Origin of the sequence: Paracoccus alcaliphilus (assembly GCF_028553725.1) — a bacterium.
GTDB classification, from domain to species: domain Bacteria; phylum Pseudomonadota; class Alphaproteobacteria; order Rhodobacterales; family Rhodobacteraceae; genus Paracoccus; species Paracoccus alcaliphilus.
In genome coordinates this window covers 2,359,339-2,377,557 of sequence record NZ_CP067124.1, presented here as the reverse complement: position 1 = coordinate 2,377,557, position 18,219 = coordinate 2,359,339, and the positions used below count along the sequence as shown (strand labels likewise).

The 18,219-nt window shown below is 63.2% G+C and carries 18 protein-coding genes and 1 pseudogene; 11 read left to right on the top strand and 8 right to left on the bottom strand.

The genetic code is table 11. From position 1 onward, the window contains the following. The first annotated feature begins 91 nt into the window (after nt 1-91). A complete protein-coding gene (locus JHW40_RS12295) occupies nt 92-1,060 on the top strand; it encodes an NADPH:quinone oxidoreductase family protein (protein WP_090612772.1) in 969 nt (322 codons plus the stop codon). Between the two features lie 117 nt (nt 1,061-1,177). Continuing rightward, on the top strand, nt 1,178-1,924 hold the full coding sequence (locus tag JHW40_RS12290; RefSeq protein WP_090612770.1) for a Bax inhibitor-1/YccA family protein: 747 nt from the start codon (nt 1,178-1,180) through the stop codon (nt 1,922-1,924). 13 nt (nt 1,925-1,937) lie between these two features. On the opposite strand, the gene JHW40_RS12285 is transcribed toward JHW40_RS12290, so the two are convergent. Continuing rightward, the gene (locus JHW40_RS12285; RefSeq protein WP_139208168.1) at nt 1,938-2,219 is read right to left on the bottom strand and encodes a hypothetical protein; all 282 of its coding nucleotides are present in this window, start codon (nt 2,217-2,219) and stop codon (nt 1,938-1,940) included. Between the two features lie 36 nt (nt 2,220-2,255). After that, entirely contained in the window at nt 2,256-2,405 is a 150-nt protein-coding gene (locus JHW40_RS12280; RefSeq protein ID WP_170851827.1) for a hypothetical protein, read from the bottom strand. Between the two features lie 286 nt (nt 2,406-2,691). Between JHW40_RS12280 and ccrA the strand changes: the two genes are divergently transcribed. From ccrA to gdhA, 6 genes are all read left to right on the top strand, one after another. Then, entirely contained in the window at nt 2,692-3,981 is a 1,290-nt protein-coding gene (gene ccrA, locus JHW40_RS12275; protein ID WP_090612841.1) for a crotonyl-CoA carboxylase/reductase, read from the top strand. A gap of 233 nt (nt 3,982-4,214) precedes the next feature. After that, complete coding sequence (locus tag JHW40_RS12270; RefSeq protein WP_090612764.1) at nt 4,215-4,652, top strand: hypothetical protein; 438 nt, start codon at nt 4,215-4,217, stop codon at nt 4,650-4,652. Nucleotides 4,653-4,705: 53 nt separating this feature from the next. After that, a protein-coding gene (locus tag JHW40_RS12265; protein WP_272848981.1) for an IS3 family transposase occupies nt 4,706-5,934 on the top strand; the annotation gives its coding sequence in 2 pieces (ribosomal slippage) (nt 4,706-4,970 and nt 4,970-5,934; 1,230 coding nt in all). Beyond that, a complete protein-coding gene (locus JHW40_RS12260) occupies nt 5,919-6,521 on the top strand; it encodes a hypothetical protein (RefSeq protein WP_090612762.1) in 603 nt (200 codons plus the stop codon). The genes JHW40_RS12265 and JHW40_RS12260 overlap by 16 nt, the downstream gene beginning before the upstream one ends. Before the next feature lie 18 nt (nt 6,522-6,539). Next, nucleotides 6,540-6,758: a hypothetical protein gene (locus JHW40_RS12255; RefSeq protein ID WP_139208167.1), complete on the top strand. Its 219-nt coding sequence runs from the start codon at nt 6,540-6,542 to the stop codon at nt 6,756-6,758. An 11-nt stretch (nt 6,759-6,769) separates the two neighbouring features. Continuing rightward, nucleotides 6,770-8,131 (top strand): NADP-specific glutamate dehydrogenase, encoded by a 1,362-nt coding sequence (gdhA, locus tag JHW40_RS12250; protein WP_090612758.1) that lies wholly within the window; start codon nt 6,770-6,772, stop codon nt 8,129-8,131. 59 nt (nt 8,132-8,190) lie between these two features. Here the strand turns inward: gdhA and JHW40_RS12245 are convergent, their stop codons facing one another. Continuing rightward, entirely contained in the window at nt 8,191-9,462 is a 1,272-nt protein-coding gene (locus tag JHW40_RS12245) for an aromatic amino acid transport family protein (RefSeq protein WP_090612757.1), read from the bottom strand. 110 nt (nt 9,463-9,572) lie between these two features. Here JHW40_RS12245 and JHW40_RS12240 point away from each other — a divergent pair, with 110 nt between their 5' ends. Continuing rightward, nucleotides 9,573-11,108, top strand: a complete 1,536-nt coding sequence (locus JHW40_RS12240; protein WP_090612838.1) for an ATP-dependent DNA helicase — start codon at nt 9,573-9,575, stop codon at nt 11,106-11,108. A gap of 111 nt (nt 11,109-11,219) precedes the next feature. On the opposite strand, the gene JHW40_RS12235 is transcribed toward JHW40_RS12240, so the two are convergent. Continuing rightward, nucleotides 11,220-11,993, bottom strand: coding sequence for an EcsC family protein (locus JHW40_RS12235; RefSeq protein ID WP_244519211.1), 774 nt, complete (start codon nt 11,991-11,993; stop codon nt 11,220-11,222). A gap of 97 nt (nt 11,994-12,090) precedes the next feature. Further along, nucleotides 12,091-12,567, bottom strand: a pseudogene (locus JHW40_RS12230) (GNAT family N-acetyltransferase); the annotation flags it as partial. 116 nt (nt 12,568-12,683) lie between these two features. On the opposite strand from JHW40_RS12230, the gene JHW40_RS12225 reads away from it, so the two are divergent. Then, nucleotides 12,684-13,286 carry a flavin reductase family protein gene (locus tag JHW40_RS12225; protein WP_090612748.1) on the top strand — a complete coding sequence of 201 codons (603 nt, stop codon included), beginning with the start codon at nt 12,684-12,686 and terminating at the stop codon, nt 13,284-13,286. Then, on the top strand, nt 13,283-13,816 hold the full coding sequence (locus tag JHW40_RS12220) for an adenine phosphoribosyltransferase (protein WP_090612746.1): 534 nt from the start codon (nt 13,283-13,285) through the stop codon (nt 13,814-13,816). The genes JHW40_RS12225 and JHW40_RS12220 overlap by 4 nt, the downstream gene beginning before the upstream one ends. A gap of 6 nt (nt 13,817-13,822) precedes the next feature. On the opposite strand, the gene JHW40_RS12215 is transcribed toward JHW40_RS12220, so the two are convergent. The 3 genes from JHW40_RS12215 to JHW40_RS24185 all read right to left on the bottom strand — a co-directional run bounded on the left by JHW40_RS12215 (nt 13,823) and on the right by JHW40_RS24185 (nt 18,197). Beyond that, entirely contained in the window at nt 13,823-15,220 is a 1,398-nt protein-coding gene (locus tag JHW40_RS12215) for an FAD-binding oxidoreductase (RefSeq protein WP_090612744.1), read from the bottom strand. A gap of 1,037 nt (nt 15,221-16,257) precedes the next feature. Next, a complete protein-coding gene (locus tag JHW40_RS24190; RefSeq protein ID WP_139208166.1) occupies nt 16,258-17,190 on the bottom strand; it encodes a PriCT-2 domain-containing protein in 933 nt (310 codons plus the stop codon). Beyond that, nucleotides 17,100-18,197 carry a hypothetical protein gene (locus tag JHW40_RS24185; protein WP_419182441.1) on the bottom strand — a complete coding sequence of 366 codons (1,098 nt, stop codon included), beginning with the start codon at nt 18,195-18,197 and terminating at the stop codon, nt 17,100-17,102. Before JHW40_RS24185 ends, JHW40_RS24190 begins: the two co-directional genes overlap by 91 nt. Nucleotides 18,198-18,219 lie beyond the last annotated feature (22 nt).

Sequence of the window (18,219 nt, the reverse complement as noted above, 5' to 3'; positions counted from 1 at the left end):
CCAAAAAGACAGGTCTGGTTTTGCGTAGGGTGCAAAATTTGCCCTCTGGGCCAACGCTATGAACCACTAACTTAGTTTTTTCGGGGACACGATGACCGACCAGACACGAATCGCCATGGTTGCAAAGCCGGGCCAGAGCCCAAGCCTGACCCTGACCAGCGCCCCCGTCCGATCGGGCGATGATGTGCTGGTGCGCATGCGCGCGGCGGCGCTGAATTTCGCCGATCTGCTGAAGGCCAAAGGACAGTATCAGGAAAAATCGCCCTTTCCCTTCGTTCCCGGACTGGAAGGTTCGGGCGAGGTGATCGAGGCGCCCGCCACCAGCGGCCTGACCCCCGGCCAGCGTGTCGCCGTGCTGTGGCCGGGCACCATGGCCGAGGTGATTTCCGTCCCGCCCCTCGCCTGCATCCCGATCCCCGACGGCATGAGCCACGAGCAGGCGGCGGGTTTCCAGATCGTCTATGGCACCAGCCATCTGGCCCTGACCGACCGCGCCCGGCTGCAACCGCAAGAGGTTCTGGCGGTCCTGGGCGCGGCGGGTGGCGTCGGGCTGACGGCGGTCGAGATCGGCCATGCGATGGGCGCGCGGGTCATCGGCATCGCGCGCGGGGCGGAACGGCTGGAATCCGTGCGCCGGGCGGGCGCGGATCACGTCATCGACAGCGCCGAATGCCCCGATCTCAAGGCCGCTTTGCGCGATCTGGGTGGGGTCGATGTGGTCTATGACCCGGTGGGCGATGCCCCCGGAGAGGCCGCCTTTGCCGCGCTGCGCCCCGGCGGACGGTTCCTTCTGGTGGGCTTCGCCGGCGGGCGCCCGCCGGCGCTGCCGCTCAACCACGCACTGGTCAAGAACATCGCCATCCACGGGCTTTACTGGGGCGCCTATCAGCGGCTGGACCCCGATGCGTTGCGTTCCGGCATGGGACAGCTTTTCGGGCTGTTCACCCAGGGCAGGCTGAACCCGGTGGCGGGCCATACCCTGCCGCTGGAAAAGCTGGCCGATGGCTATGATCTGCTGCATCAGCGCCGCGCGGTGGGCAAGATCATCGTCACATTATAAAATCTGCGTAAAATGCGCCGATTTGCCGCGGCAACGGCATTGAATAGACGGCGCATTCTGCCAATATAGAACGCATATCGCGGGCAAGCCCGCCAACCGTACTTTGGGGAGACATTGATGGCCGATTACAATACCTACCGTACGACGCAGGGCGTCGGCACCCGCACCGCGGTGGTCGATGAGGGCCTGCGCGCCCATATGAACAAGGTCTATGGGCTGATGTCGGTCGGCATGCTTGTGACCGCCATTGCCGCCTGGGGCATCAGCACCGCCGCCGTCGGCGCCGATGGGCAACTGACCCAGCTTGGCGTCGCAATCTATGCCTCGCCGCTGAAATGGGTGCTGATGTTCGCGCCGCTGATCGTGGTTTTCGCCTTCGGCGCCATGCTGAACCGGCTGTCGGTCCAGACCGCGACGCTGGTGTTTTACGGTTTCGCCGCACTGATGGGCATCTCGATCAGCTCGATCTTTCTGGTCTATACCAGCATGTCGATCATCCAGACCTTCCTGATCACCGCGATCGCCTTCGCCGGTCTGTCGCTGTGGGGCTATACCACCAAGAAGGACATCTCGGGCTGGGGCAGCTTCCTGATCATGGGTGTGATCGGGCTGATCGTCGCCTCGATCGTGAACATCTTTCTGGGCAGCCCGGCGATGCAGTTCGCCATCTCGGTTCTGGGCGTGCTGATCTTTGCGGGCCTGACCGCCTATGACACGCAGAACATCAAGAACACCTATCTGCAGATGGCCGGTTCGGACCGCGACTTCCTCGGCAAGGCCGCCATCATGGGCGCGCTGCAACTGTATCTGGACTTCCTGAACCTGTTCATGTTCCTGCTGCAATTCCTTGGCAACAGGGACTAGAACCTGTCGGGGTTCATCTTGGATTGATGATGGCGGCTGCGATGCGGATCATGGCTTCGCAGCCGTCGTCAGTTTTGCAGGCGGTTGTGTCGATGCGTTTGAGCCCCTTCAACTTGCAAAAGAAGTTACCGATGAGATGCCGGCAGGGGTTATTGCTGTCGAAGCGCCGATGCGGCAGCACTCGCTTGCCCCAGGTGGCCTCAGGCGGCAGCTCTGGAAACACGGCATCAGGCTGATCCTCCGCGATCCAAACCGTGATTGCGGAGTTTACCGATTCGCTGATCTTTAGGCGCAACCTCAGAACCCCAGGATATGCGGGACTGTGTAGGTCTCAGTTACTCGCCAGTTCAAACGCAGCCAGCCGCCCGCCCTCGGCCCCGCTGATGACGTGAAAGCTGACAAGGATGTTGATCGCGGCGGCGCGAAGGGTCTCGACGGGCAGTTCGCGCATCTGACGCGCCGCCGGTTGCCTCTGTGACATGAATGAAAACTCCGGCAATGGTGACGTCACCGGGCTGCGGAATCGCCTCTTCCCGGCCCTGCCGATGTTTATGTGCGTACCAAGAGGGCCCGCAGTCCGCACAACCTGAGGCGGCGGAAGGCTGTCCAGAGGCTCGGCGGGTTGCTGCACATGCAGCATGGTGTCATTATTTGAGACACATTGTTGCGCATATAGCGGTAAAGTGGTTGCAATATTGCGCGATGAAAGTTACCCACGCTGCATGACCACGGCGATTCTGCGCCGCGGCACAAAGATGGAGAAGCTCATGGCCCTCGACGCGCCGACCCCGATCGCGCCATATGAAGCGCCCCAGAAGGACCTCTATGAGATCGGCGAAATGCCTCCGCTGGGATATGTGCCACGGCAGATGCATGCCTGGGCCATTTGCCGTGAACGTCATGGCGAACCCGATCAGGCGATGCAGCTTGAGGTCGTCGATACCCCCACCATCGACAGCAACGAGGTGCTGGTTCTGGTGATGGCGGCGGGCGTCAACTATAACGGCATCTGGGCCGGGCTGGGCCAGCCGATCAGCCCCTTTGACGGGCATGGCGCGGAATATCACATCGCCGGATCGGATGCAGCGGGGATCGTCTGGGCCGTCGGCAGCAAGGTCAAGCGCTGGAAGGTCGGCGATCAGGTCGTGGTCCATTGCAATCAGGACGATGGCGACGACGAGCACTGCAATGGCGGCGACCCGATGCATTCGCCCAGCCAGCGGATCTGGGGCTACGAGACACCCGATGGCAGCTTCGCGCAATTCACCCGCGTTCAGGCCCAGCAACTGATGCCGCGCCCGCGCCACCTGACATGGGAGGAATCGGCCTGCTATACGCTGACGCTGGCCACCGCCTATCGGATGCTGTTCGGCCATGAGCCGCATGAGCTGAAACCGGGCATGAACGTGCTGGTCTGGGGCGCCTCGGGCGGGCTGGGGTCATATGCGATCCAGCTGATCAATGCGGCGGGCGGCAATGCCATCGGTGTCATCAGCGAAGAGGACAAGCGCGATTTCGTCATGGGGCTGGGTGCCAAGGGCGTCATCAACCGCAAGGAGTTCAACTGCTGGGGCCAACTGCCCAAGGTGAACACGCCCGAATACAAGGACTGGTTCACTGAGGCGCGCAAGTTCGGCAAGGCGATCTGGGACATCACCGGCAAGGGCAACAATGTCGATATCGTCTTTGAACATCCGGGCGAAGCGACTTTCCCGGTCTCGACGCTGGTCTGCAAGAAAGGCGGCATGATCGTCATCTGCGCCGGCACCACCGGCTTCAACTGCACCTTCGACGTGCGTTACCTGTGGATGCACCAGAAGCGCGTGCAGGGCTCGCATTTCGCGCATCTGAAACAGGCCAGCGCCGCCAATCAGCTGATGCTGGAACGCCGTCTGGACCCCTGCATGTCCGAGGTCTTTCCCTGGGCCGAGATCCCGCAGGCGCATATGAAGATGTACAAGAACCAGCACAAACCCGGCAATATGTCGGTTCTGGTGCAGGCGCCCACCACCGGCTTGCGCACATTCGAAGACGCGCTGGAAGCCGCAAGGGGCTGATTATTCATAGCTGAAAGACCAGCTTGACTACCGGTGGACAAGTGTGTTCACCGGTTTTTGTCATTTTGTCGGAGTAGTTTTGTGAATCGGTCTCTTGTTTTTGTAAAATGCCTGCTTGCATTAACAACTTCAGCAACCAGTGTCTGGGCTGCACCGGAGTTTCCCTTATCGCGTAATGTAGTCGGCGCAGATGAATATTATCTGCTGCATGAGTTTGGCGACTGGAATGTCAAGTGATTCGCGATAAGGACGATCAAGATATCTGCGAGGCAGCGACAACACTGACTGCACTGGCAGAAGGTCTGGAACTCGATCTGGCAATCGTTCCTTATGCGCATTACTGGGAAAAGGCCGATGCGAATGTGGACGTCATTCCGATCGCAATAGCCGATATCTCTCCTTATTCCCTGTCGTCGCATTATGACACTTATTCTGCCGCAATCACCGAAATCGACGGCCAGCCTTTTGATGGTTACTGGTGCCAGTTGACCGAGGACCGGTGCAGCCGCGGCCCCGAACTTGACCGAGAGGCCATCACCGCATTGCTGGGCGCCCGGAAGGTTACAGTTGCGATCTATGACGTAGATCCGGCCGTCGTGGAAGCAGTCTCTGACATCAGCAAAAGCTTCACGCTCAATCCGATGATCGAATTCGATGTGTCGCTGCGGTGATCCCCCCCCAGTGAAGTGGTCCGCCGTTATGATTAGGAAACGGAGGATCGAGAATGGCCAACAAGCGACCGAAGCCGGAAGAGATTGTCTCGAAGTGGCGGCAGATTGAGGTTCTGATGGGGCAAGGTCTGGCCCGTCTTGATGCGATCAGGCGGATCGGCGTTGTCGAACAGACCTATTACCGCTGGCGCAAGCAATATGGTGGGATGGGCGTAGATCAGTTGAAGGAACTGAAGCGGCTTCAGCAGGAGAATGAACGGCTCAGGCGTGCTGTTTCGGATCTGACGCTGGACAAGCTGATCCTCACGGAGGCGGCTCGGGGAAACTTCTGAGCCCCGCTCGCCGCCGGGCCTGCATTGACCATGTCCGGGGTGAGTTGGGCGTTTCCGAGCGTCGAGCCTGCCAGGTGCTGCGCCAGCATCGCTCTACGCAGCGCAAGTTGCCGCAAGGGCGAGCGGATGAAGATCGCCTGGTCGCCGACATGATCGAGCTGGCCCGACAATATGGCCGCTATGGCTATCGCCGGATTGCGGCTCTGTTGCGGGATGCCGGATGGCAGGTGAACGACAAGCGGGTCGAGCGCTTGTGGCGGCGGGAGGGGCTGAAAGTGCCATCGAGGCAACCAAAGAAGGGCCGGTTGTGGCTGAATGACGGATCCTGTATCCGGTTGCGGCCGGAACACCGGGATCATGTCTGGTCGTATGATTTTGTTCATTGCCGCACCGATGACGGCAAGGTGTTTCGAACGCTGAACATCCTTGATGAGTTCAGCCGCGAATGCCTGACGATCAGGGTGCGGCGTAAGCTGAATTCGACAGATGTGATCGATGCACTGACCGACCTGTTCATCGTTCGAGGCGTGCCAGCCTTCATCCGCTCCGACAATGGCCCGGAGTTCATCGCCCAAGCCGTTCGGGACTGGATCAGCGCCGTCGGTGCAAAAACGGCTTGCATCGAGCCCGGATCGCCCTGGGAGAATGGTTATTGCGAGAGCTTCAATGCCCGCTTTCGCGATGAAATGCTGAATGGAGAAGTCTTCTACAGCCTCCGAGAGGCGCAGATCCTGATCGAGCAATGGAGGAAGCACTACAACACGAAACGACCACACAGCGCATTGGGCTATCGCCCGCCAGCCCCGGAAACCATCCTTCCGATGGACCAAAGACCGGCGATGCACCAACTTTCAAAATGGACCACTCAAGTGGGGCTGATCAGCGGGATTTCCCAGGTGCCTATGAACGCGCAAACAGTTTTACCGCCGAAACTATGGGGATTGATCTGACACGCAACGAAACTCAGATCAACACTTGCAGCTTCAGCAACCAAGGCCAAACGAAGCACATCACCTATACGTATGACCCCGACTACGACATCGACCACACCTCACTACGCGAGACATTGCGTGGCCCGCGTGGGGATGGCGATTGCCCCAGCTATATCATGCACGCAAGCCTGACGCCCGATATGACTGCTGCGCAGCGTGGGCTATTTTGCCTTGATTACGACAGAAACGCAAAGACCTATACCGGCCTTCAATTGGGTGAGGCAAATGCCTATGGGATCTGCAATTCACCGTCCAGAAGCGCCTGCGAGCGGGTTAACGATTCAAAAAATGCAGCGATGGCGATCGCTGGATTTACCGGCGGTACCGTTGCCGGTACTGTCGGCGCCACATCGACGGCCGGTGTCACGGTCGTTGCCCACAGTTCAGGCGCCGCTATCCTGACCGGATCAAGTGGCTATATTGCGGGCACTCTGGGCACGATCGGCACGACGGCGCTGGGAGTGCTGACCGGGCCTGTCGCGATGGCAGCAGCCGCAGTCTCGGTCGTCGTGGTCGGAGGCGCCGTCTATGTCTGCTCTGCATGAAGCCATGCAAGACAGAGCATGCCCGCAGTTGATCTGGCGCGTGGCTCGCCGCTGAAGCGTCAGTCAGAGCATGATTTGATAGCAGTTCGCGGCCTGCACTCCATTCCGGCAAAGGCCCGCCATCACGGCGGGCCTTCGTTTTATGCCCATACGTTCTACAGATTTGCGCTGATTTTTTGCATGGTGCCATTCAATCTGCCTGAAATTGGGGCTATTCGCGAACCGACTCAGCCGTAAGGAGACGATTAGTGCCGCAGATCGATGACAAACTGGCCCCTATCTATGACGAAGTCATCCGCCGCAACGCGGGCGAGGCTGAATTCCATCAGGCTGTCCGCGAAGTGCTGGAAAGCCTTGGCCGCGTGGTCGCCAAACACCCGCAATATCTGGACAATGCACTGATCGAACGGATCTGCGAACCCGAGCGTCAGATCATCTTCCGCATCCCGTGGACCGACGATCAGAATCAGGTCCATATCAATCGCGGCTTCCGGGTTCAGTTCAACTCGGCCATGGGGCCATACAAGGGCGGGCTGCGGTTCCACCCTTCGGTCAATGTCGGCATCATCAAGTTCCTGGGCTTCGAGCAGACCTTCAAGAACGCCCTGACCGGCCTGCCCATCGGCGGCGGCAAGGGCGGGTCGGACTTTGACCCCAAGGGCCGCTCGGATGCCGAGATCATGCGTTTTTGCCAAAGCTTCATGACCGAGCTTTACCGCCATCTGGGCGAATATACCGACGTGCCTGCCGGTGACATCGGCGTCGGCGCGCGCGAGATCGGCTATCTGTTCGGGCAGTACAAGCGCCTGACCAACCGTTACGAGGCGGGCGTGCTGACCGGCAAGGGGCTGTTCTATGGCGGCTCTCTGGCGCGCAGAGAGGCGACGGGATACGGCAACACCTATTTCACCCGCGCCATGCTGCGCACCGATGGCAGCGATTTCGAGGGCAAGACCGTGGTCGTGTCGGGCTCGGGCAATGTCGCGGTCTATACCATCGAGAAGGTGCAGGAATTCGGCGGCAAGGTCATCGCCTGCTCGGACAGCTCGGGCTATATCGTCGATGAGGGCGGCATCGACCTGGATCTGGTCAAGCAGATCAAGGAAGTCCGTCGCGGCCGGATCTCGGATTATGTGCGGCTGAAGGGCGAAGGCAACGGCGCCTGGTTCGTGAAGGCGGCGGATGGTTCGATCTGGGATGTGGCCTGCGACGTGGCCATGCCCTCGGCCACGCAGAACGAGCTGACCGGCAAGGATGCCAAGAAGCTGATCAAGAACGGCGTCGTCGCGGTGGGCGAAGGCGCCAATATGCCCTGCACCCCCGAGGCGATCCGCGCCTTCCAGCAGGCCGGTGTCAAGTTCGGGCCGGGCAAGGCCGCGAATGCCGGTGGCGTCGCCACCTCGGCGCTGGAGATGCAGCAGAACGCCTCACGCGATCGCTGGAGTTTCGAGAAAACCGAGGCACGGCTGGCCGACATCATGCAGGACATCCACGACAGCTGCTATACCACCGCGGAAGAGTTCGGCGCGCCGGGCGATTATGTCGCGGGTGCGAATATCGCGGGCTTCGTGCGCGTGGCCGAACCGATGCTGGCTTTCGGCGTGATCTGACGCAGGACGACAGGAACGCAAAAGGCCGCCCTCACCGGCGGCCTTTTTTCATATGGGGCTTAGAAAAGGCCGTAGAAGATCGCGCTGATCGTCACCACGCCCGCGACGATCACGAAGATATTGGACAACTGGCGGCGATATCGCCGCAGCGCGGGTACCTTATAGACCGCATACATCGGCATCAGATACAGGATCGCGGCGATGACCGGCCCCGCCAGCATCTCGATCAGCCCGAGGATCGACGGGTTCAGGATCGCCGCCGCCCATGTGGTGACGAAGATGAAGGCCGCGATCCCCTGTTTCAGCACCCTGTCCGGCACCTTGTCCGCATCCGGCGCGAAGGTGCCGCGCAGGATGCCATGCATCCCCTCGGCCGCGCCCAGATAATGCCCGAAAAAGGACGAGACGATGGCGAAGAAGGCCACCGCGGGGCCGAAATAGCTGACGAAGGGGCTGGCATTCACATTCGCCAGATAGGACAGGACCGGCAGGTTCTGCTGCTTGGCCTCGGCCAGTTGCGCGGGCGTCAGGGCCAGAACGCAGGAAAAGACGAACAGCATCACGAAGCCGACCAGCATGGCGGCGGTATTGCGCAACACCAGATCGGCCTTGGCCGGCCCCTGATCCGCGCCGTAATGCCGCCGCATTGCCACGGCGAATTGCGATATGGCGGGCGAATGGTTGAAGGAAAACACCAGCACCGGCAGGGTCAGCCAGATCGTGGTCAGCGACAGCCCCAGCGGCGTCACCTCGCGCACGGCGGCAAGGTTCCATTGCGGGATCAGATAGAGCGACAGGAAGATCAGGATCGCGACCAGCGGATAGACCAGCCATTGCGTCACCAGCAGCATGATCCACTGCCCGGCCAGCATGACCAGCATCATTCCCGCCACCAGCACCCCCGACAGAAGCCAGCGCGCGGGCGGGGCCATGCCCAGCTGATTCTCGATGAAGCTGCCGACCGTGTTGGTGATACCGACGCCATAGATCAGCACGATCGGATAGATGGCCAGGAAATAGAGGATGGTGATGAACCGCCCCGCCGCCGGGCCGAAATGCTCGCTGACGACATCGGTGATATCGGCATCCGCGCGGCTGCCCGAACAGACGAAGCGCGACAGGCCGCGATGCGACAGCCAGGTCATCGGCCCGATCAGCAGCGCCATCACGACCAGCGGCCAGAAGCCCCCGATCCCGGCATTGATCGGCAGAAACAGGATGCCCGCGCCGACGGCGGTGCCGAACAGGCCCAGCATCCAGACCGTATCATATCGGGTCCATCCCTGCGGCGTGGCGGCGGCGGGCGGTGCCGCATCAACTGGCTTGCTCATCGCGGGCTCCTTTCACGGGGTCGTGACCAAATTACAGGCAAAAGGATACAAAGGCGATCCGTATTCGCGGTGCCTTCCCTCGGGCGCGGGTGGCGAATATGGTGCGCGGCATGACCACGCCGACCCTTTCCCCCGATCAGGCCGAAGCCTGGGATGCGCTGGCCGAATGTTTCGGCGCGGCGGGCGTCGATCTGATCGCCGAGGAGATCCATCCGCCGCAGCCCGGCAAGGGCCGGGTCATGGCGGTGATCGGCAAGGCGGGCTCGGGCAAGACGCTGATGCTGTCCGAGATCACCCGTGCCCTGCGCGAGGCCGGGGTGGATGTGATCAGCGCCGATTACGAGGGCCGCAGGCGCCGCGACCGCCGCACCGTCGCGATTCTGGCGCCGACGAACAAGGCCGCCTTCGTGCTGCGTATGCGCGGCGTGCCGGCGACGACGATCCACCGCATCATCTACAGCCCGGTCTATGACCCCGAATACGAGCGTATCGCCGAATGGCTGGCGGGCGAAGGCACGCGCCCGGGCAGCGAATCGCTGATTGCCGCCGGGCTGACCGACGAGGCGCTGGACCGGGCCAAGGCGTTTTACGATCAGCATGCCTCGATCCCCGGCGCTCTGGCCGCGGCGGGCCTGCGCGGGTCGGATTTCATCAAGGGCTGGAAACGGCGCGAGGACGGGCTGGATATCGGGCTGGTCGATGAGGCCTCGATGCTGGACGAAAAGCAGTTCGACGACCTGCGCGAGATCTTTCCAGTGCTGGTCCTGTTCGGCGATCCGGCGCAGCTGGCCCCGGTCGGGCAATCGGGCGAGATGGTCTTTGACCGGCTGGCGCCGGCGCAGCGGCTGATGCTGAGCCGCATCCACCGGCAGGCCGATGACAGCCCGATCCTCGATCTGGCCCATGCGCTGGCCGATGACAGCCTGACCTTCGACGGGTTCGAGCGGATGGTGCGCGAAGCCGCCCGCCGCGACCCCCGCGTCATCTGGGCCGAGCGGGTCGAAAGCGACCTTCTGGCCCGCAGCCCGGTGCTTGTCTGGCGCAATGTGACGCGGATCCGGCTGATCCACGCCTTCCGCGCCGCGCATGGCGCGCCCGGCGATGCGCTGCTGCCCGGAGAGCCGCTGATCTGCGACGGGCTGGAACTGCCACTGAAGCACCGCAAGAAGCGCATCGACCTTGAGGCGCGCGGGCTGATCAAGGGCGCTCAGGTCGTCTATCTGGGCCCCGGTCGCAAGCCCGGCTTTTCGCGCCTGCATGTGATCGGCGCCGAAGAGCCGCGCCTGTCCGCCGCCAGCATCGTCAAGATCGAGATGCCGGATGCCGAGGAACCGTTTATCCCCTACGCCGCCGGGATGGGCGCGGCCTTCCTGCATGGCGCGGCGGTGACCATCCACAAGGCGCAGGGGTCGCAATGGCCCGATGTGCAGGTCTTTGCCCCCGATATTTCAGCCGCCGCCTGGTCGAACCGGACCGAAGCGGGCATACCGTTGTGGAAGCGTCTGGCCTATGTCGCCATCACCCGCGCGCAGGAGCGGCTGTTCTGGGTGACCAAGGCACGGCTGGCGCGGCCTTCTCGCGGCCTGGCGACGGATGATCTGGAGGTTCCGACGGCGGTATTGGCACTGGAGGCACAGGGCGACTGATTGCGTCCCGCGATGGCCGGGGACGCTTCGCCCCCGGCGCCGGCTGGTTCTTGAACCCGCGGCGCACCAAGCGGCGACCCCAAAATGGATATTTATGCACCAGAGATGGGATCAGGGTTTCTGGCGTTCGGAGGCGAGGCGGAGGGCCTCGACCAATGCCTCGTGCGGCAGGCCGGTTTCGCGCGAGAGGCGCATCAGGCCGAAATGGACGCGGGCCAGTTCCTGATAATAGCGGGTATAGGTATAATTGATCGAGGCGCCGACCACGGCCCCGAAGATCGGGGCGGCCTGTGCCGCCAGTTTCTGGCCCATCGAGACCGAGAGTTTCGGCGCCACGCGCGAGATGAGGCCCTGCACGGTCTGGCCGGTGATCGACAGCCGCGCGGCCAGCAGGGCCACCTCGGCGCCGTCATCATCGGTCATCGGTCCGGCGGCGGCGAAGATGCGCAGACATTCCATCCGCACCTCGTCGCTGTCGGGGTCAAGCCCGTGTTCGGCGGCGATATCCAGCATCGCGCGCAACAGCAGGGTGATGGTGAGCGGCAGTTCGATCAGCGCGCCCGCAAAGCCGCCGATGCCGCCCGCCGCGCCGCTGACCGTGGCGGTCATCCGGTTGAACCATTCGCCCCGGTCGCGGATCACCCGGCGAGAGCCGGAGGCGGTGGTGAAGGCCCGGTTCAGCGCCGCCCGCGTGATCCGGTCCAGCCGTGCCTTCACGAAACCCGGCAGGCGATCCAGCAACCCCTCGGCGCTGCCGCCGATGGCGTGCATCAGTTCCATCCCCAGCCCCGATGCGTCCAGATAGCGACGGGCCAGCCGGTCCACCTGTTCGTGGATCGACGGATCATTGATCGGCGGAAGAACCATCTGCTGACTGGGATTCATCGGCATGCTTTCCTGACTGTGCGACCTGAGTGCATTCCGGTTCCATATGGGAATGCGTTGCGGTTTCTGCCAGACCGGCTGCCGTTTGGGCATCTTCGCGCAGGACCGGTCCTGTCAGATCAACCCATGCACCGGGCCGAAGTTCCAGACCCAGAACACGGTCGGGATTGGTCGGGGGCGGCATGATCACCGATTCGAGCTTGTGGAAGCCAAATCGCTGATAATAGGGCAGATCGCCGACCAGCAGAACGCGGCTCCAGCGCAGATGGCGGGCGCGTTCCAGACTGTCGCGCATCAGGATCGCGCCCAGGCCCTCGCCCTGCGCCGTCGGATGAACGGCGATCGGTCCCAGCAGCAACGCCCTTTCGTCACCGATGCGCACCGGCCAGAAACGGATCGCGGCCAGCAGGATACCGCCCTGATCGCGCAGCACGAGACACAGATCCGCGACCCGCGCCACGCCATCGCGCAGCCGATAGGACGACAGCGCTGTGCGCCCCGGCGCAAAGCACAGATCGTAAAGCGCCTCGACCTCGGATTCATCCTCGGGCGCCTCGGGGCAGATCTCGAACATCGCGCCTCCCAGTTCTGGATCGCGCCCTTAGCACGATCATCCGGGCTGCGGAACATTGCGCAGCGTGAAAAGCGATGGCAGGTTGGCGCAAAGTCACACCGGAAAGGCAGCGCCCCATGTTCTATCGTCCCGAGTCCGGCCACGGCCTGCCGCACAATCCCTTCAACGCCATCGTCGCGCCGCGCCCGATCGGCTGGATCTCGACCCGTGGCACGCTGGGGGACAATCTGGCGCCCTATTCCTTTTTCAACGCCGTGGCCTATGTGCCGCCGCAGGTGATGTTCGCCTCGACCGGGGCCAAGCCGGACCGGCGCGGCACCAAGGACAGCGTGGCGCAGATCATCGAATCGGGGGTTTTTTGCGTCAACATCGCGTCGGGCGACATGGCGGTGCCGCTGAACGAGACCTCGGCCCCGCTGCCTGCCGGGACCAGCGAATATGGCCTCGTCGGGCTGGAGGCCACGCAATGCGAGACCATCGACTGCGCCCGCGTGGTCAATGCCGCGGCCTCGCTGGAATGCCGGATGACGCAGGTTCTGCCGCTGGCGGGCAAGGCGAATTTCGCCGTCTTCGGCGTCGTCACCGGCGTGCATCTGCGCGACGACTGCATCCGCGACGGCCGGTTCGACCCGCGCGAGGCCGGAGGCTGGCTGGCGCGTCTGGGCTATCGCGATTTCACCACCGTCACCGACCTGTTCGAAATGGAACGCCCCGAATGAGCAAGACCGTCAAGGACCTGATCCGCAGCATCGTCGATTTTCCGCATGAGGGGATCGTGTTCCGCGATGTCACCACCCTCTTTGCCGATGCCGAGGGTTTCCGCATGGCCATCGGGCAATTGCTGGCCCCCTATAAGGGCGAACGGATCGACAAGGTCATCGGGCTGGAGGCGCGCGGCTTCATTCTGGGCGGTGCGGTGGCGCATCAGCTGTCCACCGGCTTCGTGCCGATCCGCAAGAAGGGCAAGCTGCCCGGCGCAGTGATCTCCGAGGCCTATCAGCTGGAATATGGCGAGGCGGTGATGGAGATCCATGACGACGCCCTAACCCCGGGCGAGCGGGTGCTGATCGTCGACGACCTGCTGGCCACGGGCGGCACGGCGGCAGCGGCCATCACCCTGTGCCAGCGCCTGCGCGCCGAGGTGATGGGCTGCGCCTTCGTCATCGACCTGCCCGAACTGGGCGGGCGCAAGGTGCTGGAAGGGCTGGGCATGGAGGTTCATACCCTGTGCGAATTCGACGGGCACTGATCCCGTTCAGGCCAGAACCGCGCCGGGATTCATGATCCCGGCCGGGTCCAGCGCCTGCTTGATCGCGCGCATCGCCGCCAGCCGCACCGGATCGCCCCATTCGGCCAGATCGCGCGCCTTCAGCCGCCCAACCCCGTGTTCGGCGGAAAAAGAGCCGCCGCGCGCCACCACCATCCGGTGGATGTGATGCGACAGCCCGGCGCGCTGATCGTCATAGTCGGCGCGGCTGCGCCCCTCGGCCGGGAACAGGTTGAAATGCAGGTTGCCGTCGCCCAGATGCCCGAAGCAATTGATCCGCATATCGCCTTGCGCCGCCAGCCACGCCCCGGCATCGCGGATGAAGCCCGCGACCTCTGACAGGGGCAGGCTGATGTCGTGGCTGGCAATCGCACCGATCTGCCGGTTGGCCAGCGGGATATGTTCACGCAGGGACCACAGATCATCCACCTCGCGCGCCGATTGCGCGACCACACCGTCCGAGACCAGCCCCGCCTCTGATCCGGCCACAAACAGCCCCTCCAGCGCGGCCGCTGCCGACAGCCCCTCGGGCAGGCCGATCTCGATCAGCACCAGCCAGTCGGGGCAATCGGCAAAGGGCTGGCGCAGATCGGGCATCGCCTGACGCAGAAAGCGCAGCCCCTGCCCCGAGATCAGCTCGAACGCGGTTACGCCACCCGCCATCCGCGCCTTCGCCCGCGCCAGCAGATGCAGCGCGGCATCGGGGCTGTCCACGACCAGCATCGCCACGCCACGCTCGGCCGGGATCGGCGCCAGCACCAGCGAGGCGGCGGTAATCACCCCCAGCGTCCCCTCGGCCCCGATCAAGAGATCGCGCAGGTCATAGCCGGTATTGTCCTTCCTGAGCCGCTTCAGATCGCGCATCACCTGCCCCTGCGGCAGAACCGCCTCGATCCCCAGACACAAGGCGCGGGCATTGCCGTAACGCAGCACATTCACCCCGCCGGCATTGGTGGACAGCACCCCGCCGATCTGCGCCGTCCCCTGCGAGGCCAGAGACAGCGGAAACTGCCGCCCCGCCGCTGCCGCCGCATCCCGCGCCGCCTGCAATGTGACCCCGGCCTCGGCGATCATCACATCCTCCTCGGGCAGCACATCGCGGATCGCCAGCATCCGCTCCAGCGACAGGACCAGCGGCGCGGGTCCTCCGGGCATTACCTGCCCGCCAACCAGCCCAGTGCCGCCACCACGCGGCACCACCGCAACGCGGGCCTCGGCGCAGGCCCGGATCACCGCCGCGCATTCCTCCACATCGCGCGGCGCTGCGACCAACCCAGCGATCCCCCGCCAACGCCCGCGCGGCTCTTCTAGATAGCCCTCGGCAACCTCCCGCAGCACGCCTTCGGGCAACCGCCGCGCCAAGGTCTCATCCGCCGCATTCAACATCCCGCCTCCCCTCGCACTCCTTCCAGATACCTTGCGGGGGGTCCGGGGTGCAAACAGGAAACATGGATCCCTTGACGGGCTTCCATGACGCGTCATTGTTTTTTGGACGATGAGCTGTGTTTCATGGTTTATTTTCTCAGATCGTCCTCATCGGCCGTCATGTGGGCGCAGAGCAGTTCGATATCACCCGCTGAGAACAACAGAAGGAACGCACGGGTGACGGAGCCGTACCCTGTCTCAGTCTCTATTTCCCAGGAAGAAATCATTTCAAACGCGGACAGCTCGGGGAATAGGGAAAAACTGGCCGGGTCCGGATCGGGCTAAGTGATTGTGCCGATCCAGGCCTGATGGCCGAAAGCTTGTCCTGTCGGAGGCCGCGACATGAACCGACGGGTCGCCTTTCCTTTCTTCACGCTTTCTGACACGCCGTGGAAACCTCGGCATGGGAGGTTTCGCTTGACGGGGTCGAATGGTCCATGGCTGGCGAGTTCCTTCCTAACTGGGACAGTGCCAGCGGCATCCGCCTGCGCAGGGCAATGCGTCTGAACCCCGAACTGGCCGCTTCCGATCCTGGCATTCCCGTCGATCAACTCGCGGTCGCGGCCTCGGTGAGGATCGGCACTGGCCAAGGGCGGCTGCCGCGCCTGATCCTGTCACGGACCCTCCGGGAATTGCGGGCAGAGAATCCGTCGTGGGAGTTCGAGCAGACCATCGAAGCTCACCATCTTTCGATGCTTCTAGACCTTCAGACGGAGATACTGCTGGTGAGTCCACCCGCAGTATCTTCCCCGCTATCACCCATCCATCCTGCCGATCGGCCAGCCGCGTCACCTGACGCTGGAAGTCCTGCGGCAGCTTCTGGGCGTTGTTGCACAAGCCTGACGGCAAGTGATTCACTTTGCGAATCCATGCCGTTAGACGCGCTGCATGAGCAAGCCATCACCCGCCCGCTATCGCACGACGAACTGGTCCAGCTACAACGCATCTCCATGATCGGCAAAAAGGGATTGGAAGGCGGTCATCACGCGGCCTCCTGCTCAGCCAGCAGAAGCGCGGACAGCGCCCATGTCGAGGGTAGCGTTTCCTCCGCCACTTTCGGCGGGCGGTTGGGACGGCGCCAGCCCATGAAGCAGGGTTCGTGCTTCCAGAGATAATGCGACCGGGTCAGGACGCCGCGGTCCTTCACCCAGATGATCTGCTGATGGACGAAGGCGCCCGCCTTTTCCCAGCAGGCTTCCAGCATTGCCTGGCGACGCGAGGCGTGCCAGCAATACCAGGCGGCATCTGCGTTTGCGGTCCGCCGCGGCCGACAGGAACATGCCGAACTCGTCGATCTGGAACAGAATCGCCGGCTGGCGATGCAACGCGGTCAGAAGCCCCGCACCGGAGGCGATCTTGTTGCCGCCAAGGTGATGGGCGAGCCCGGCCTCGAAGAACACCTCGTTGATGATTTCTCGGGCATGGTTCTTTCCCGATCCGCTGTCGGCGATGCCCACGACATAGAGATTCGAGCGCAGGTTGGTCGTCGTGCGGTAGTGCCGCCCCATCAGTGCGCCAATGGCGCAGAGGCTTGCCCCGAGCGAAAGAAGGGGCTGCGGTCGCCTGGCAGTGGTCAGCATGTACCCGGTCAAATCACCCACCAAACCGTCGGGGATGATCAGGCTGAAGGCAGGCGTGCCGGGCGAAGAAATGGCCGGGGCGGTCCCGTCCAGCCTGGCGAGCAGATCGGCCGCAGGATGCGAGCCACTCAGGTCGAGGCTGCCGTCGAGGTGCAAGGCCGCGTCAGGCTGCCAGCCGCGCTCCATGGCGAGGTGATAGATGGTGCCGGCGCCGATCCGGTCCGGCTTGAAGCTGGCCCATGCCTTGGCCGTGGTCGCGGCTACGTCCTTTGCGACCTGCGCCGACCAGTCTGTGAAGACCCCGGCGCCTGCCTCGCCAAGCGCCCCTTTGAGCGCCATGCCGATACGCATCCAGCTGTCATAGTCGAGCTCATCATTCGGCAACCAGTCCAGCGCCGCCCGGATCGCAAGCAAGGTGCCGATCTGGCTGTGGCTGCGCAGATGCTCCGCAACGGGCGATGCGGGCGAAAGACCGCGCTGGCGCAGGGTCTCGGGCAATGCCGCATAGGCCTCGTCGAGAAAGGCTGCCGCCGATTCTGCCGTGTTTTCCGGCAGAGTGGTGATGTCGAGGTCGGCCAGCCCTTCCTCGGGCCAGACATAGGGTGCGCCGGTATCGGGATGATCTGCATAGGCCAGGAACTGCCGACCTTGCAGCCCCAGAAGGACGTGTGATCGGCGGCGAAGTAGCCGTCCGCGACCCGGAAATACCCCTGCAGCTCGACGGTATCGCCTGCCGTCAGCGGCACCATGGTCTGCAGCCAGATGGCGGTGGCGAGCGAGACGTGGGTGGCGGAAATTTCGCCGAGGGAGCCGCGGATTTCCGTCGTGCCGTTCAGGACGAGCCGTCCGCGCATGCGGGCCGTGGCGCTGGCGTTGATCTTGTAGAGCAGCGTCGCGCCGAAGAGGTATGTGCCGGCGACCGACGCGACGAAGCGGTTGTTGCCAGCGTCGAACGCGCCCTGATCGTTATAGTCGGTGTTGTTGATGCCGATCTTCGTCCAGCTGTCGATGCCGACGTAGTTGTCGTAGTTGGTGAAGCCCTTGAAGCGCGGCAGCCGGGGCTGATCGACGATGCCGGTGGCGTTGTCGACGATCAGCCCGTCGAAGAAGGTGCTGCCGTCGGCGGAGACCGCCAACCGGAACCTGTCCGAACCGAAGAGGCCCATCAGCGCCTTGGTGACATAGGCGGTCTGGAGGGTGAGCCCGAGGTCGCGGCCCGCGGTTTCCTTGTTCATTGTATAGAACAGATCGCCGGTCCCGCCCTCGGCGATGGTCTTCGCGGTCCAGAGCGCCGCATTGAGCTTGGCGGAGAACGGGTTGGCCGGGTCGGCGGTGGTGCCAACGCCAAGCAGCGCCATGTTCTGTAGCGTCGCAGGCGTA

Bases quoted from the DNA above. Each gene is read 5' to 3' on its own strand.
- JHW40_RS12225 (WP_090612748.1), top strand. From the start codon at position 12,684: ATGTTCTATCGTCCCGAGTCCGGCCACGGCCTGCCGCACAATCCCTTC.
- JHW40_RS12260 (WP_090612762.1), top strand. From the start codon at position 5,919: ATGGGGATTGATCTGACACGCAACGAAACTCAGATCAACACTTGCAGC.
- JHW40_RS12280 (WP_170851827.1), bottom strand. From the start codon at position 2,405: ATGTCACAGAGGCAACCGGCGGCGCGTCAGATGCGCGAACTGCCCGTC.
- JHW40_RS12220 (WP_090612746.1), top strand. From the start codon at position 13,283: ATGAGCAAGACCGTCAAGGACCTGATCCGCAGCATCGTCGATTTTCCG.
- JHW40_RS24190 (WP_139208166.1), bottom strand. From the start codon at position 17,190: ATGCGTATCGGCATGGCGCTCAAAGGGGCGCTTGGCGAGGCAGGCGCC.
- JHW40_RS12240 (WP_090612838.1), top strand. From the start codon at position 9,573: ATGACCACGCCGACCCTTTCCCCCGATCAGGCCGAAGCCTGGGATGCG.
- JHW40_RS12290 (WP_090612770.1), top strand. From the start codon at position 1,178: ATGGCCGATTACAATACCTACCGTACGACGCAGGGCGTCGGCACCCGC.
- JHW40_RS12245 (WP_090612757.1), bottom strand. From the start codon at position 9,462: ATGAGCAAGCCAGTTGATGCGGCACCGCCCGCCGCCGCCACGCCGCAG.
- JHW40_RS12255 (WP_139208167.1), top strand. From the start codon at position 6,540: ATGCCCGCAGTTGATCTGGCGCGTGGCTCGCCGCTGAAGCGTCAGTCA.
- JHW40_RS12295 (WP_090612772.1), top strand. From the start codon at position 92: ATGACCGACCAGACACGAATCGCCATGGTTGCAAAGCCGGGCCAGAGC.
- ccrA (WP_090612841.1), top strand. From the start codon at position 2,692: ATGGCCCTCGACGCGCCGACCCCGATCGCGCCATATGAAGCGCCCCAG.
- JHW40_RS12235 (WP_244519211.1), bottom strand. From the start codon at position 11,993: ATGAATCCCAGTCAGCAGATGGTTCTTCCGCCGATCAATGATCCGTCG.
- JHW40_RS12215 (WP_090612744.1), bottom strand. From the start codon at position 15,220: ATGTTGAATGCGGCGGATGAGACCTTGGCGCGGCGGTTGCCCGAAGGC.
- JHW40_RS24185 (WP_419182441.1), bottom strand. From the start codon at position 18,197: ATGGCGCTGCTTGGCGTTGGCACCACCGCCGACCCGGCCAACCCGTTC.